Below are 14638 nucleotides of genomic sequence, written 5' to 3' on the forward strand. Positions count from 1 at the left end.
ACCTAACCAACAAAAAATCGCCGGGTGGGTCAGTTCTAAACCGGCGATGGTGGGTCAAAATAAAGTCGGCGTTGACAATGACGCGAATACAGGGCATTCTGGAGGCTTCTGACTATACACAAACCAAAAGACACTAGCTTGGTTAGCTAATGTCCTTTGGATTGAGTACCCTTATAGATTTTTTAGTAAATTGACAGGTGAATATATGTTGTGTTTTAACTTAACATCTCCTTGGGTCAATCGTACATAGCGTCTAACCATCGACATGTCAGTATGACCAAGAATGGATTGTAAACTGAATGGGTCGCCGCCTGATTTTATCCAGAAAACAGCGAACGTGTGTCTGAAAGTGTGCGGACTGCATCTTACTAATCCTTCTAATCCCGCCTTTTTGCCGTATTCCCTTAATTTTTCGTCAACGGCCTCAACCGTCATTTCGTTACCGTAAGCAGAGTAAAATAGCTTGTTTGCATTTGCCCCAAAATCTTTATTCTCCTGAATCAATTCCGCTAACAATTTGGCGACTTTTTTGGATATAGGGACAGTACGTGTTTTTCTGGTTTTAGCCTTGTCCCAAGGGACTGTGAGGGTTAATTCATGAAAGTTAACATCATCTACGGTCAATGATAGTAACTCTTGGCAGCGTAGTCCTGTATCAAGGAGACACATCATCAAGACATAATCACGAAAACCTGCATATGTTTTTTGGTCAGGGATAGACAAAAGTTTTTGGACTTGTTCAAGTGTAAATGCCATGATACGGTCATTGTCCACTTTTTGAAGTCTAATCCCCTCTGCCAAATTGGTTTTCGTGTGTCCATTTTTGTAGCACCAATTAAAAAACGCTTTTAGGGTACGAATTCGAACATTGACTGTCATCGGAGATAAACCGACTACTCCCTTTTTTGGCCGATGTTGATGGGAAGGGTGATCGTCATACTGTAACTTTTCATTAGTCATGTAAGCAATGTATTCAAGCAGCGTTTTTTGGGTAATTTCACGAAAATTGATGCTTGGATAATGATTGTCCAGCCATGTTCTAAAGTAGCGAAAGTGTGTTAGGTAGTCATTGATTGTACGTTCTGCTGACCTTTCTGCTTTCTTACTGAGAATAAACTCGTTCATCAACTCATCGAGAGTAACGGACGGACTCACTTTTTCAAGATGTTCAAAGCTTGCGGCATGATTCGTCCTCTCCTTCTTCATTCTTCTCATGACAAAGGGCAGACCTCCTTTTAGAAAACGCAAAAAAGCAGATGGCAAATTACCATCTGCATCCCTAACGGTTTCGTCTATAAGTAGTATGGTTTACCTTGACGGACTCAATCTTTTTTGACTTTTTCACGCGGTCTGTTTAGAAAGTGTCCAATTTGGTAAAACCCTTGATACTACTGGTATGGCGGAGGGAGAGGGATTCGAACCCCCGTGGGCTTGCGCCCTAACGGTTTTCAAGACCGCCCCGTTATGACCACTTCGGTATCCCTCCGCGATACGAACAAGTTATACTATAGCATAATTGCATCTATTTTTGCAACACTTTCCTGCAATTTCTCCACAAAAAACGACCCGGCCGCCATCAGCGGGGCAGCCGGGTCGTTCTCCTGCGCTGGCGCATCGTTTGGACGAAGATGCGGCGCCGTGCCGTATGATGCTGACCCTTTCCTTCTCCTGTCCTTCCCCTACCGTTTCACGACAACCAGCTTCAGCTCGGTCATCTCCTCAATCGCGTACTTGACGCCTTCGCGGCCCATGCCGCTCTCTTTGACGCCGCCGTACGGCATGTGGTCGACGCGGAAGGTGGGGATGTCGTTGATCATCACGCCGCCCACGTGCAGCGCGTCAGCCGCCTGCAGCGCGAGCGAAAGATTGTTGGTGTACAGGCCCGCCTGCAGGCCGTACCGGGAGTCGTTCACCAGCTCGATCGCCTCGGCGACCGACTCGACGGGGTTGATCAGGACGACAGGGCCGAACACTTCCTGGCAGGAGACTTTGGCGTCGGCCGGGACGCCGGTCAAGACGGTCGGCTGCAGCACGCGGCCGTCCGTTTCGCCGCCGCATTCGACGCGGGCGCCCCGCTGCTTGGCTTCCTCGATCCAGGCCAGCGCGCGGTCCGTTTCTTTCGGGCTGATCATCGCCGAGTAGTCGACCTCCTCGGACAGCGGATCGCCGCCCCGCAGCCTGCGCGTCTCCGCGACGAAACGCTCCACAAACGTGTCGTACAGCTCCTTTACCACGTAAATCCGCTGGACGGAGATGCACACCTGGCCGGAGTAGGCAAACGCGCCGAAAATGCAGCGCGGGATCACGTCGTCCAGATTGGCGTCGCGGTCCACGATCACGGCCGAGTTGGAGCCCAGTTCCAGCGTCACCCGCTTCAGGCCGGCGCGGTTGCGGATGTTGATGCCGACAGCCGGACTGCCCGTAAACGTGATCACCTTGACGCGCGGATCGGTCACCAGCAGGTCGCCGACGGTGCCGCCGCTGCCCGTGACGACGTTGAGCGCGCCGGCCGGCAGCCCTGCCTGCTCAGCCAGTTCCGCCAGGAAAAAGGCGGAGAGCGGCGTTTGCGACGCCGGCTTCAGCACCACTGTATTGCCCGCCGCGATGGCCGGCCCCACCTTGTGTGCAACGAGGTTCATCGGGAAGTTAAACGGCGTGATGGCGCCGATGACGCCCAACGGTTCGCGCACGGTGAACGCCAGGCGTCCTTCTCCGCCGATGGCGGCGTCCAGCGGCAGCGTCTCGCCGTGAATCCGTTTGGCTTCTTCCGCGGCGAACTTGTAGGTCTGGATGGTGCGGATCACTTCGCCCCGCGCCGTTTTGATCGGCTTGCCCGCTTCCAGCGCGATGATTTTCGCCGCTTCTTCCAGCCGTTCGTTCATCAGTCCGGAGATTTTTTCCAAAATGGCGGCCCGCTGGTAGGCCGGCATGCGCCGCATGACCGCCGCCGCTTCCTGCGCGGCGCCGATCGCCCGTTCCACCGTATCCCGGTCGGCCTGGGCGATTTCCGCGATCACCTCTCCGCTGTACGGAGCGTACAGCGGCGCGTACGCACCCGTCTCCACCCACTGTCCGCCAATATAGCACGCTTTTTTCATCGTCCTCTTCCTCCCTCCATTCGCGATGGGGTGTGCACAGTTCCTCTAACTCATTCTCCATCACGTTCCAGCCTTCCTCCAACGGGTCGTCGGCCATGCAAGCGGCGAGAGGTGGCGGATCACGCTTCTGTACAGCCCAGAGGTGCGCACAACCAGCACGCTCCGGCAGGTGGGGATCGGACTCATGAGAGCCGCTCCTTTTTTGCTGCGTGCCTCACACCAGCTAGTTCGCCGCGTCGTCCGTTCCGCACCACTCCAGCAGCGTCAGGGCAAAGATTTCGGCGCATTGGAAAACGGCGTCCAGTTCGATGTACTCGTCGGGGTAGTGGGCCACCTGCGTGACGCCCGGCCCCACCACGATGGCAGGCGTGTCGGCAAGCGTCGTCAAGAGGCCCCCGTCCGTGCCCCACGGGGAGGCTTCCACAACGGCGCGCCGGCCGGTCACGGCCGCGAACTGCCGCTGCAGGATGTCCATCAGCGGATGATCCTCCGCCACCGCCCCCGGCACCCAGCGCGCCCCGAACCACTCCAGTTCCACCGGATGCGCGGCAAACCAGGGGTCTTCGTCGGCCAAGCGGCGCAGGGCGGCCTCCATGTCCGCCTGTGCGTCGTCCATCCGCTCGCCCGGCGCCACCCCCATCCGTCCCTCCAGCTTGACCAGATCGGCCACGGAGGACGGCCATTTGCCCCCTTCGATCACCCCGATGTTGATCGGAATGGGAATGGGCAGCTTGGCGTACAGCGGATCGTCAATCCGGTCGTTCCGCTCTTTTTCCAATCGGGCGATGGCCTCTACCACCCGCATGCTTTTTTCGATCGCGCTCACCCCTTCGTAGCGGGTGCCGCCGTGGGCCGAACGCCCCTTTACCGTCAGGCGGAACCACATCGAGCCCTGCTGCTTGGGAAAAATCTTCATGTTGGTTGGCTCGGGGATCAGGGCGGCGTCCGCCTTGTAGCCGCGCAGGATGGTCGCCAGCGTGCCGGCGCCGCCGCTCTCCTCTTCCACCACGCTTTGAAAGATCACGTCCCCCTTGAGCCGCACCCCCAGTGCCTGCAGCACCTGGATCGCCAGGAGCGAGGCCAGGTTTCCCCCTTTCATGTCGGTCGCGCCGCGGCCGTACAGCCTGCCGTCCACCACTTCGCCGCTGAACGGATCGTGCGACCACTGGGCGGGGTCGCCGGCCGGCACCACGTCCACGTGCCCGTTGAGAATGATCGAGCGGCCGCCGCCCGTTCCCTTCCATACGCCCACCACGTTGGGGCTGTCCGCGAACACAGTCCGCGGGGAGACGAAATACGGATGCTTTAGGAGTTCGTCCCCTTCCATGACCCACAGATCGACTTCCAGCCCCATCGCGTGCAGCGTCTCGGCGATGCTCTCCTGGATGGAACGCTCCTTGCCCTGCACGCTTGCCTCCCGCACCCATGCCTGCAGGAGTTCCGTGGCCGCCGCCTTCTCCTTGGCGATTTGTTCGCGGATCAGAGTTTGCCAGTTTGCCATCGTTACCCTCCTTCTTCCTTCGTGGCGAATGGTATCTGCCTCGCGTCCGTTTTGCATGCGGGAGCCGGCGGGCGGCATGTTCGCATCGCAACCGCTGCCGCTTTCCCGCCCCTGCCTGATAAAAGCAGGTCTTCGCGAGCCGCCTCAGCGGAATACGCCGACGTCGCCGTCCAGCTTCAGCTCCGCCTCCGTCGCGCCGATCACGTCCGCGACGCTGTACGGTTCCATCACTTCACGCAGATACAGCCCGTCTTCCCGGACTTCCATCACCGCCATGTCGGTGATGATCAGGTCGGCGGCGGCCGTCGCCGTCAGGGGCAGGGAGCATTCCCGCACGATTTTGGAACGGCCGTTCTTGTCCAGATGGGTGGTCAGCACCATCACCTGTTTGGCCTTCTGCGCCAGCTCCATCGCCCCGCCCATGCCCGGAACGCGCTTGCCCGGCACGATCCAGTTGGCGATGTCGCCCCGCTGGCTTACCTCCAGCACGCCGAGAATGGTCATGTCCAACAGCCCCCGTCTGATGATGGCGAAGGCGGTGGCGCTGTCAAAGAACGCCGCTCCCTTCACCAGCGTGACGGGAAACCCGCCGGCGTTGCAGAGCATCGGGTTTTCCTCCCCTTTGGCCGGACTGGGGCCGGTGCCCAGAATGCCGTTTTCCGCGTGAAACAGCACCCGTTTCTCCGGCGCAATGAAGTCGGCCACCAGCGTCGGAATGCCGATGCCCAGGTTGATGATCATGCCGTCCTCGATCTCCTGCGCTGCCCGGCGGGCAATCCGCTCCCGGTAGGTTTCCGTCCGGTTTACTTCTCCCAGGCCCATTGCCAGTTCACCCCTTCACTCTGCACGATTCCCTGGACGAACACCCCTGGCGTGACGATCTCTTCAGGGTCCAGCTCGCCGATCTCCACGATCTCCTCCGCCTCCACGATGGTGACGTCGCCCGCCATCGCCACCAACGGGTTGAAGTTGCGGGCGCTCGTGTCGTACACCAGATTGCCGAAGCGGTCCGCCTTCTTGGCGTAGACGATCGCCACCTCCGCCGTCAGCGGCGTCTCCAGCAGGTATGCCTTGCCGTCGACGATCACTTTTTCCTTGCCTTTTTCGGCTATGGTGCCGATCCCGATGTCGGACAGGATGCCGCCCAGCCCCACTCCGCCGGCACGGATGCGCTCGGCGAGGATGCCTTGCGGGCAGAACTCCACCTCCAGTTCCCCGGCCGTCATCTGGGCACCGGCGTTGGGATTGGAGCCGATGTGGGAGGCGATCACTTTTTTCACCCGCCGCTCGGTGACCAGCTTGCCGACGCCGATGTGCGGAAAGGCGGTGTCGTTGCTGATCAGCGTGATGTCCCGCACGCCCTTGTCGAGGATGCCCTGGATCAGGGTGGGCGGGTTGCCCACTCCGCCGAAACCGCCGGCAAGCAGCGTCATCCCGTCGTGAAAATACGTTAAGGCATCTTCCAGTGAAATCACTTTGTCAAACCGGTTGGCCATGTTTCCCCTCCCCCCTGCCCGTCAGACCAGCAGCGCTTCCTGACGCAGTTCCTGCTGCACGCTTGAGACCGCTTCTTTCAGCAGGGCGATCAATTCGTCGATTTCCTCGGTCGTGATGGTCAGCGGCGGTGCGATGATGACGGCGTCTCCGGCCACGCCTTCCAATCCGCCCGTCGCCGGGTAGATGAGCAGCCCTTTTTCAAACGCCCGCTTGATAATCCGGGCGCTAACGCCCTGCGCCAGCGGGAACGGCTCCCTGGTCTTTTTGTCTTTGACAAACTCCAGTCCGCACAGCATCCCCAGTCCGCGCGCTTCCCCGATCAGCGGCAGTTCGTCGGCCAGTTCCCGCAAGCGGCTCAACAGGTAGGCGCCTCGTTCCGCCGCCCTGTCCACCAGCCGGTGCTGTTCCACGTAGCGAAGCACCGCGAGCGAAACGGCTGCCGACTGCGGATTGGCGCTGTACGTGTGACCGGCCATGATCAATCCCGACCCGCGCGCGATCGTCTCGATGATTTCGTCTGTCGCCATCGCCGCCGCCATCGGCGTGTATCCGGCGCTCATTCCCTTGCCCAAGGCCATCAGGTCGGGCTGCACGCCCCAGTGATCAATCGCGAACCGCTTGCCTGTGCGGCCCACACCTGTCATGACCTCGTCGGCGATGAACAGCACCTGGTACTTGTCGCAAATCTCGCGGATGCGCTGGAAATAGCCGTCCGGCGGCACCACCGCGCCGCCCGAAGCGCCGATCACCGGTTCGGCGATAAACGCGGCCACATGCTCCGGACCGACGCGCAGAATCGCCGTCTCCAGCTCGTTGGCGCAGGCGAGCGCGTACGCTTCCAGCGGCATGCCCTCCGGCCGGCGGTACGGATAGGGCGGCGCGATCGTCGGGCAGTCGGCCAGCAGCGGGACGAAGCGCTTGCGCCGCAGCACATGGCCGGACATGGAGAGCGCCCCCATCGTAATGCCGTGATAGCTCATCCAGCGGGAGATGATCCGGTTTTTGTTCGTATACCCTTTTTCCTGCCAGTACTGAATGGCGATCTTCTGCGCCGTCTCCGTCGCCTCCGAGCCGCTCCCGACAAAAAAGCTCCAGTTGAGCGACCCCGGCGCCCACTCCGCAAGCTTGGCCCCCAGCTCCTCCACCGCATCGCTGCTGAAGTGGGAGCGGTAGGCAAAGGAGACGTTTCGGGCCTGCGCGTACATCGCCTCGGCGATTTCCTCCACGGCGTGGCCGATGCTGGCCGTCACCGCGCCGGAGCAGCCGTCGATGTACCGCTTCCCTTCCTTGTCGTACAGGTAGATGCCCTTGCCGTGGGACACGAACGGATACGATTTGCCCAATTCGGGCTTGATCACATAGCTTCTCTGCATGATAGCCACCTCGCCTTTTCTCTCTTTTCATCCTAGCGGAAGAGAGCGTCCGCGCCATTCGACGAGCTGGCAAAAAAGCGTGGAAAAGAGACGAAATCTTTTGTACATTTTGTATAAGAAATCGGGTGATGGAAACAGGGGGGAGGACTGAACATGACCATTACGATTCGCGAAGCGCTGCAATTGCCCGACATGGTCCAAACGCGGCTGGTCGGAGGGGCCGCCGGACTGGACAACCCGATCCGCTGGGTCACGATCGTGGAAGTGCTGGAGGATGTCACCCGGCTGCAGGAAGGCGAGTTTCTGATCACGACCGGATTTGGATTGTCCGAAGACGATCGGCGCCGGGCGTCGCTGATTCCCTCTCTGGCCGAACGGAAGCTGAGCGGCGTCGCCCTGCACACGGGCTTTTACCTGCGCGAGATTCCCGCCGACCTCGTCGACATGGCGGACCGCTTCGGGCTTCCGTTGATCGAAATCCCGGTGGAATTGAACTTTTCCACGATCACCAAGGCGATCCTGCAGCCGATCGTCAACCGGCAGTTTGAGACGCTGGCCTACTCGCAGGCGATCCACAACCGGATGATCGAGGCGGCGCTGTCCAAAGGCGGGCTGCCCGCCATCGCGGCAGAGCTGGCCCAGTTGACCGGCGGAGCGGTCAAGCTGGTGGATGCGCTCGGGTTTGAAGTGGTCCAACACGGCGGTTCTTGCGGTGAAACGAGCGCGGGCGGAAAGACCAGCGAGCACGCGGTGCCCATCCGCGCCAGCCGGGAACATTTCGGCACGCTCACGCTGACCAAACCGGCCGGGCTGTGGAAAGAGCTGGACGACGTCGCCCTGCAGCACGCGGCGACCCTCTGCGCGCTGGAATACGTCAAGGAACGGGCGGTGGCGGCCACGGAATGGCGGCTGAAGGGAGATTTCGTGGACGAATTGCTAAGCGGCCGCACCCTACGTGCGGACGAACTGGAAAGCCGCAGCCGCATGCTGGGCTACCCGCTCTCCGGCAGTCACATGGTGGCCGCGGTCAAAGTGGGCACCGGCGACGGCGCCGCTCTGTCCGACCTGCATCAGGCGTGCATTACGCTGATGCGGCGTCTCTGCGATCAGCACCATCGCTCCTACCTGCTCCGCGAACGCCCCCACTGTCTGCTGTTCATCCTGCCGCATGACCGAACCAGCCTGCAGCTGCTGGAGCAGTTCGCTGCCCGCTGGGAACGGCTGCACCCTGCGTCTCCCCTGCAGATGGCGCTCAGCAATCCGCGCGGCCAGTTGACCGCGCTGGCGGAGGCCGCCGAGGAGGCCCTGTTCGCGCTGCAGGCGTATCCGCTCCTGGCTCGCTCGCCCGCCTTGCTCCGCTTCGGGGAGATGCGGGGGTACCAGTTTTTGTTTCCGTACCACCGCCGCCCGGAGACGCTGGAGGCCCTCTGGCAGCCGCTGCTCGACCCGCTGATCCGCTACGACGCCAGGCACAACCAGCAGCTCCTGGAGACGCTGAGCGCCTATCTGGATCATAACGGCAACGGCCTGCAGACATCCCAAGCGTTATATATTCACCGGCACACACTGAAATACCGATTGACCCAGATCGAAGAAAAAACCGGGGTCAGCCTGGAGGATGCCCATCAGCGCTGGCAGCTTCGGCTGGCCCTCATGGCCCGGCGCCTGCAGCAGCAGTTGTACCCCGCCGAGGCGTAGGCCTACTCGCGGGTGGGACGCAGCGGCTTCACCCAGATGTTCATGTCTTCGTATCCGGAAAAAATGGTGCAGTTGTTGATCAGCCGTCCGCGGTACCGGTAGCCGTGCTTGGCTGCCGTCACATTCATGCCGGGAGATTGGGCCCGTGTCAGTGTGTACAGGTAGTAGATTCCCATCTCCTCCATTTTTTCTTCCAGAGCGGCAAACAACGGCTGCAGCAGCCCTTTTCCGACGTGGTCCGGGTGGGTGGCGCAGTCCGTCAGCTCGGCGGAGCCGAAGCGTTCCGTCACTTCCGCCGATGCGGCACAGGCAATCCGGCCGTCATGCTCGGCGACGACGTAGTAGGTGCTCTCGCTCATCGTCCTGCGCACGTAGTCCGGGTCGTCCATCGGCGTCGGGTAGGTGGCGAACACCAGCCGGTACAATCGGGCCAGTTCGTCCGCGTCGGCCGGCGTGGCCGCCCGGAGGCTGTACCCTGGCGGAAGCGGCTTGGCTTCCCCGCGGCCCGCTTTTGCCAGGCTGAGCTGCAAGATGTCCTCCGCGACTTGAGGCGCGGCGGATACGGCCCGTTCTTCCGTCAGAAAGCAGGAGAGCATCTGCGCGTTTTCCCCCCGGAAAAAACCGTCGATCGTCCCTTCCTGCCTGTAGCCGAGGGAAAGCCATTGCGGCACGTCCTTTTTTTTGCCGTATACAATCAGTTTGGTCGCTTCCGCCTCTCTGGCCAGCCGCCTCATGACGGCGTCCATCTCGCCGATTCGGCCGCTGTCGTACAGATGCAGCTTCACCCGCCGATTGCGGTGATCGACCACCAAATCTCCTGCTGCCTGCATCGCGGCTACTTCGCTCATGTGCGTTCCCCTTTCTCCGGTTTTCTCCCATTGTAACACGTTGGCGCCCAGGGTCATTCTCCACAGTGTACAAATTGCCCGCTGCCTCCTTTCGGCCCGATCGGTTTTTTGCGAGCGCCATTTGCTTCTGCCGGCCATAGAATAACAAGAAGGTTCACTGCCGGGAAGGAGGGTCCGTTGTGAGTTTCCGCCATACCAACGATTTTGCCCTGGTGCTGGTGCTGTTTGTGCTGCTCGTGATCGTGCTGGGCGCTTGCACGTAAGGGGCGTCGCAAGCCCCTCCCGCCTGGTCGTAGTGAGGGGCTTTATACATATACATGTAAGGGAGAAGCGGCAAAGCGGAGGACCTACGGAAGGAGGAAGCCACGTGATCCCTCTCGTTTACGCGCATCGCGGCGCTTCCGGCCTCTATCCGGAAAATACGATGGAAGCCTTTCACGGCGCGCTCAAGCGGCGCGCTGACGGCCTGGAGCTGGATGTGCAGTTGAGTCGCGATGGAAAAGTGGTGGTCATTCACGATCATCGGCTGGAGCGCACCACCAACGGCACTGGCACCGTTCAGCAGCACACCTGGCGGCAGCTTAGGCGGCTGCGGGCCGACAAGGGCGCCCGACCGCCCACGAGCCAGACGCGGATACCGTCGCTGAAGGAAGTACTGGACGCGTTCGCCCCTACTCCGCTGCGGTTTATCATCGAATTGAAAAACTTTCTGGTCCCCCAGCCTCACCTGGAGGAACGGGTGATCGACCTGATCAAGCGCTACCAGTTGACGGAGCGAACCGTCGTCTCCTCGTTCAACTTTGACAGCCTGCTGCGCATAAAAGAGCTGGAGCCCTCGCAAGCCACCGCCCTGCTGTACGTCGGACCGCTTCAGCAACCCTGGGAAGTGGGCGCCCGCTACGGAACGAATCAGCTCCACGTGCCGGACGACCAATTGACCCGCCCCCTGGTGGAAGAAGCGAAAGCACGCGGCTTTCAAGTGCTCGGGTGGGCGATTGACAAGTCTGCCCGCATCCGGCAGGCAGCCGTAATGGGGGTGGACGGCATCATCACCAACTACCCGGGGAAGGCGCGGAAAGTGCTGCGACGGTCTTGACCGCGTACAAAACAAAGGGAGCCCTGTACAGGCTCCCTTTGTCCCTGTTGGCCATGGATGGCGTCAGGTCGTCTTCGGTTCGTAAAACTTGCCCTGCCAACTGTTGCGCCGCTCCAGCTCGGCGTCGATGCCGTTCAGCACTTCCCATTTCTTGCGGCTCCACATCGGACCGATCAGCAAGTCGGGCGGCCCGTCCCCCGTCACCCGGTGGACAATCATCTCAGGCGGCAGGATTTCCAGCGTGTCCACCACCAATTTGGTGTACTCTTCCTGGGTCAGAAACTCCAGCAGCCCCGCCTCGTACTGCTTGACCATCGGCGTTTTGCGCAGCAGATGAAGCAGATGGATCTTGATCCCCTGCACGTCGAGATGGGCAACGGCCTTGGCCGTCTCCATCATGTCCTCGTGGGTTTCGCCCGGCAATCCGTAAATGATGTGGGAACAAATGCGGATGTTGTGTTTGCGCAGCTTTTCCACGCCGTCCAGGTAGCATTGGTAATCGTGGGCGCGATTGACCAGTTGGGCGGTACGCTCGTGGATGGTTTGCAGCCCCAGCTCCACCCAGAGATACGTCCGCTCGTTCAGCTCGGCCAGATACTCCACCACGTCATCCGGCAAGCAGTCGGGCCGCGTGGCGATGGACAGGCCGACCACGCCCTCCTGTTTCAAAATCACCTCGTACATCTCGCGCAGTTCGTCCACGGGCGCGTAGGTGTTGGTGTACGCCTGGAAATACCCGATGTACTTGGCGGACGGCCACTTCTCGTGCATGCGGGTTTTCACGTCGTGGAACTGGCGCTCCAGATCCATCCGCCGGTCGCCGGCAAAATCGCCCGAGCCGCGGGCGCTGCAAAACGTGCATCCCCCGGTGGCTACCGTGCCGTCCCGGTTGGGGCAGGTAAAACCGCCGTCCAGCGGCACTTTGAATACCTTCTCGTGAAACGTCTGGCGCAAGTGATAGTTCCATGTATGGTAACGCTTGTCGCCCCACAGGCGCGGGGCCTCCGCGTGTACAGGTGCTGGTTTCATGGCTGTGCTCCTTTCCGTCGGGATGCCGGCCAAACGGGCTTCGGCAGGCACCGCCTGGCGATTCATCCATCCATTTATTATAACAGAAGTCAGGCTGGACGTGCGAACCGAAAGACAGGAAAACCACAGGGCAATTCCCTGTGGTTTTCTCCGTGTTTATGGTTACTGTTGAATTTCTTCGATGCGAATGGCCCGCGTGTGCGACGTGTGGCTCCACACCTGGTTGTTCTTGGTGAAAAACGCGTAGAACAGAATCGGCAGCCAGGTCAGGAAGAAGAACGGGAGCAGCAGCAGCCCGAAGTATCCCTTCAGCGGCACTTTGTCCAGGTACAGGGCCAAAATCGGCAGCAGGTAGAAAACGGCCGTCGATCCGTAGATCATCCAGTTCGGCAGGAAGCTGGCGATCGGCATCAACGCCTCCATCTCAAAAAAGCGTCCCAGGAACAACAGCGACATCATGGTGACGATCAGCACATACATCGGCTGAAACAGGTAAAACGCCGCGTCCAGCATGCCGAGACGGCGTTGCTTCAGGCCGTTTTTCAAGACGGTGCCGATGTAACGCCCTGCCACGTCGTAATGTCCCTGCATCCAGCGAAGCCGCTGACGCATGGATGCCTTCAGATCAATCGGTTTTTCATCCCACACTTTTGTGTCGTGCGCCCACGTCGGGTAAATGCCTCGTTCGATACAGCGGGTGGCAAACTCCAGGTCTTCCGTCAAGCTGGTGGCTCCCCAACCCATCTCCTTGAGCAGATTGCTCTCGATGCACAAGCCGGTTCCGCCCAGCGTGTTGGGCAGCCCCAGGTTGTGGCGGGCCAACTGCCACATCCGGTTGGTAAACCAGTACGTGACGGCGTACGAGAGGGTAATCCACGAGTCAAACGGGTTTTTGGAATCCAGGTAGGCTTGGATGACGCGCGCCCCTTTGCAGAGACGATCGTTCATCACGCGCAGGAAGTTTTTCTCCACCAGGTTGTCCGCGTCAAACATAACGACAGCGTCATACTGTTTGGGCATTGCCCAGAGGTTCTCCAGCATCCACTCGATGCCGTAGCCTTTCCCGCGTTTGGACGCGTCAAATCGCTCGCACGCATACGCGCCGTGCGCTCTGACAATCTCCGCCGTATTGTCGGTACAGTTGTCGCAGATCACGAAGATATCGTACATGTCGCGGGGGTAATCCAGTTGCTTCAGGTTTTCGATGAGCGGCGCAATGACTGCGCTTTCGTTGTGTGCCGCCACCAGCACCGCAAATGTCTTTTGCGGTTCGTGGGTGACCTGCTCGTTTTTGCGGAACAGGCCGGCACATGATACCAACGTTTGGTAGGTGCTCACCACCCCTACCGTAGAAGTGAATCCGATGAATAATCCCTCAATGATCTCTCTCAATGCACTCATGGGTTCTTCTCCTCGACCTGAGTCAAATGTTGCGCGGTTTTGACTCAGGTAGTGTTTTTCCAAAATTTCTCTCTTGTTTTTCTCTCAATTGGGAGTGTACCTCAAAACCCGTCATATCGCAATGACCCAAAAGTGGGAAAAACGGCGGCACTTCTATCACCATTCCCACCTTTATTCGGTTCTATTCCGGTACATGACAATAAGCAGAAAAAAAAGCCTTTGTCACAAAAGGCTTCGTGGATGCGTATGCGCGTTTGGTGACCCGTAGGGGATTCGAACCCCTGAATGACAGCGTGAAAGGCTGCTGTGTTAAACCACTTCACCAACGGGCCATGATGGTGCGGTCGGCGAGACTCGAACTCGCACGGGTCGCCCCGCCACCCCCTCAAGATGGTGTGTCTGCCAATTCCACCACGACCGCATATGAAAAATGGCGTCCCAGGAGAGATTCGAACTCCCGACCGACGGCTTAGAAGGCCGTTGCTCTATCCAGCTGAGCTACTGGGACGTATGAGTGGAGGGAGTACCCGGATTCGAACCGGGGGTGAAGGTTTTGCAGACCCGTGCCTTACCACTTGGCTATACTCCCTCGATATGCATGGGGCGATCGATGGGATTCGAACCCACGAATGCCGGAGCCACAATCCGGTGCGTTAACCACTTCGCCACGACCGCCGTGTTGTCAAGAAATGGAGAAAAATGGCAGGGGCAGTAGGAATCGAACCCACACCAAAGGTTTTGGAGACCTTCGTTCTACCGTTAAACTATGCCCCTTTGGTAGCGGTGGAGGGGCTTGAACCCCCGACCTTTCGGGTATGAACCGAACGCTCTAGCCAGCTGAGCTACACCGCCACGCACTTATGAATGCTGTAGGGAAGATGGCGGAGAGTGAGGGATTCGAACCCTCGCTACGCTAATCGCGTACTAACGGTTTAGCAAACCGTCCCCTTCGGCCTCTTGGGTAACTCTCCGCGATATATGCCTTCAAAACCGGATACGCATGGTTGGCAAAGGATTATGGAGTGGATAAGTCCTCGACCGATTAGTATTCGTCAGCTCCACGCGTTGCCGCGCTTCCACACCGAACCTATCAACCT

General features: G+C 59.5%; 12 protein-coding genes and 9 tRNA genes. 3 read left to right on the plus strand and 18 right to left on the minus strand.

The features are described 5' to 3' along the window. Positions 1-171: 171 nt before the first annotated feature. From FOI68_RS22115 to FOI68_RS22145, 7 genes are all read right to left on the minus strand, one after another. Positions 172-1215 carry a tyrosine-type recombinase/integrase gene (locus FOI68_RS22115; RefSeq protein WP_052660339.1) on the minus strand — a complete coding sequence of 348 codons (1044 nt, stop codon included), beginning with the start codon at positions 1213-1215 and terminating at the stop codon, positions 172-174. Positions 1216-1397: 182 nt separating this feature from the next. Continuing rightward, a tRNA-Ser gene (locus FOI68_RS22120) sits at positions 1398-1486 on the minus strand. Positions 1487-1679: 193 nt separating this feature from the next. Then, a complete protein-coding gene (locus FOI68_RS22125) occupies positions 1680-3098 on the minus strand; it encodes an aldehyde dehydrogenase family protein (protein ID WP_044899727.1) in 1419 nt (472 codons plus the stop codon). A 223-nt stretch (positions 3099-3321) separates the two neighbouring features. Continuing rightward, complete coding sequence (locus tag FOI68_RS22130; protein WP_143864351.1) at positions 3322-4599, minus strand: peptidase; 1278 nt, start codon at positions 4597-4599, stop codon at positions 3322-3324. Positions 4600-4743: 144 nt separating this feature from the next. After that, positions 4744-5421, minus strand: a complete 678-nt coding sequence (locus tag FOI68_RS22135) for a 3-oxoacid CoA-transferase subunit B (RefSeq protein WP_035298222.1) — start codon at positions 5419-5421, stop codon at positions 4744-4746. Next, positions 5403-6095 (minus strand): CoA transferase subunit A, encoded by a 693-nt coding sequence (locus FOI68_RS22140; RefSeq protein WP_143864352.1) that lies wholly within the window; start codon positions 6093-6095, stop codon positions 5403-5405. Before FOI68_RS22140 ends, FOI68_RS22135 begins: the two co-directional genes overlap by 19 nt. A 21-nt stretch (positions 6096-6116) precedes the next feature. Beyond that, positions 6117-7469 (minus strand): aspartate aminotransferase family protein, encoded by a 1353-nt coding sequence (locus FOI68_RS22145; RefSeq protein ID WP_143864353.1) that lies wholly within the window; start codon positions 7467-7469, stop codon positions 6117-6119. Between the two features lie 153 nt (positions 7470-7622). On the opposite strand from FOI68_RS22145, the gene FOI68_RS22150 reads away from it, so the two are divergent. Then, positions 7623-9167, plus strand: a complete 1545-nt coding sequence (locus FOI68_RS22150; protein WP_143864354.1) for a PucR family transcriptional regulator — start codon at positions 7623-7625, stop codon at positions 9165-9167. Between the two features lie 2 nt (positions 9168-9169). Here the strand turns inward: FOI68_RS22150 and ablB are convergent, their stop codons facing one another. Beyond that, positions 9170-10015 (minus strand): putative beta-lysine N-acetyltransferase, encoded by an 846-nt coding sequence (gene ablB / locus FOI68_RS22155; protein ID WP_143864355.1) that lies wholly within the window; start codon positions 10013-10015, stop codon positions 9170-9172. A gap of 179 nt (positions 10016-10194) precedes the next feature. Between ablB and FOI68_RS22160 the strand changes: the two genes are divergently transcribed. Further along, positions 10195-10278 (plus strand): YjcZ family sporulation protein, encoded by an 84-nt coding sequence (locus FOI68_RS22160; RefSeq protein WP_143864357.1) that lies wholly within the window; start codon positions 10195-10197, stop codon positions 10276-10278. 104 nt (positions 10279-10382) lie between these two features. Next, entirely contained in the window at positions 10383-11111 is a 729-nt protein-coding gene (locus FOI68_RS22165) for a glycerophosphodiester phosphodiesterase (RefSeq protein ID WP_143864356.1), read from the plus strand. A gap of 63 nt (positions 11112-11174) precedes the next feature. Here FOI68_RS22165 and mnmL read toward each other — a convergent pair whose 3' ends face one another. The 10 genes from mnmL to FOI68_RS22215 all read right to left on the minus strand — a co-directional run bounded on the left by mnmL (position 11175) and on the right by FOI68_RS22215 (position 14512). Next, a complete protein-coding gene (gene mnmL / locus FOI68_RS22170) occupies positions 11175-12140 on the minus strand; it encodes a tRNA modification radical SAM protein MnmL/YtqA (protein ID WP_065066110.1) in 966 nt (321 codons plus the stop codon). 162 nt (positions 12141-12302) lie between these two features. After that, positions 12303-13541, minus strand: a complete 1239-nt coding sequence (locus tag FOI68_RS22175; protein WP_029099228.1) for a glycosyltransferase family 2 protein — start codon at positions 13539-13541, stop codon at positions 12303-12305. A gap of 255 nt (positions 13542-13796) precedes the next feature. Continuing rightward, positions 13797-13873: transfer RNA gene (locus FOI68_RS22180), tRNA-Glu, on the minus strand. A 4-nt stretch (positions 13874-13877) separates the two neighbouring features. Then, positions 13878-13962, minus strand: a tRNA-Leu gene (locus FOI68_RS22185). Positions 13963-13972: 10 nt separating this feature from the next. After that, positions 13973-14049, minus strand: a tRNA-Arg gene (locus tag FOI68_RS22190). Between the two features lie 7 nt (positions 14050-14056). Continuing rightward, positions 14057-14130 (minus strand) — tRNA-Cys (locus FOI68_RS22195). 10 nt (positions 14131-14140) lie between these two features. Continuing rightward, positions 14141-14216 (minus strand) — tRNA-His (locus FOI68_RS22200). Positions 14217-14241: 25 nt separating this feature from the next. Next, a tRNA-Trp gene (locus FOI68_RS22205) sits at positions 14242-14315 on the minus strand. A gap of 1 nt (position 14316) precedes the next feature. Beyond that, a tRNA-Met gene (locus tag FOI68_RS22210) sits at positions 14317-14393 on the minus strand. A gap of 27 nt (positions 14394-14420) precedes the next feature. Next, positions 14421-14512: transfer RNA gene (locus FOI68_RS22215), tRNA-Ser, on the minus strand. Positions 14513-14638: the final 126 nt, after the last annotated feature.

This window comes from Brevibacillus sp. LEMMJ03 (genome assembly GCF_007197875.1).
GTDB lineage: Bacteria > Bacillota > Bacilli > Brevibacillales > Brevibacillaceae > Brevibacillus > Brevibacillus thermoruber.

Bases quoted from the DNA above. Each gene is read 5' to 3' on its own strand.
- FOI68_RS22130 (WP_143864351.1), bottom strand. From the start codon at position 4,599: ATGGCAAACTGGCAAACTCTGATCCGCGAACAAATCGCCAAGGAGAAG.
- FOI68_RS22150 (WP_143864354.1), top strand. From the start codon at position 7,623: ATGACCATTACGATTCGCGAAGCGCTGCAATTGCCCGACATGGTCCAA.
- FOI68_RS22115 (WP_052660339.1), bottom strand. From the start codon at position 1,215: ATGAGAAGAATGAAGAAGGAGAGGACGAATCATGCCGCAAGCTTTGAA.
- FOI68_RS22135 (WP_035298222.1), bottom strand. From the start codon at position 5,421: ATGGGCCTGGGAGAAGTAAACCGGACGGAAACCTACCGGGAGCGGATT.
- FOI68_RS22140 (WP_143864352.1), bottom strand. From the start codon at position 6,095: ATGGCCAACCGGTTTGACAAAGTGATTTCACTGGAAGATGCCTTAACG.
- FOI68_RS22175 (WP_029099228.1), bottom strand. From the start codon at position 13,541: ATGAGTGCATTGAGAGAGATCATTGAGGGATTATTCATCGGATTCACT.
- ablB (WP_143864355.1), bottom strand. From the start codon at position 10,015: ATGAGCGAAGTAGCCGCGATGCAGGCAGCAGGAGATTTGGTGGTCGAT.
- mnmL (WP_065066110.1), bottom strand. From the start codon at position 12,140: ATGAAACCAGCACCTGTACACGCGGAGGCCCCGCGCCTGTGGGGCGAC.
- FOI68_RS22145 (WP_143864353.1), bottom strand. From the start codon at position 7,469: ATGCAGAGAAGCTATGTGATCAAGCCCGAATTGGGCAAATCGTATCCG.
- FOI68_RS22125 (WP_044899727.1), bottom strand. From the start codon at position 3,098: ATGAAAAAAGCGTGCTATATTGGCGGACAGTGGGTGGAGACGGGTGCG.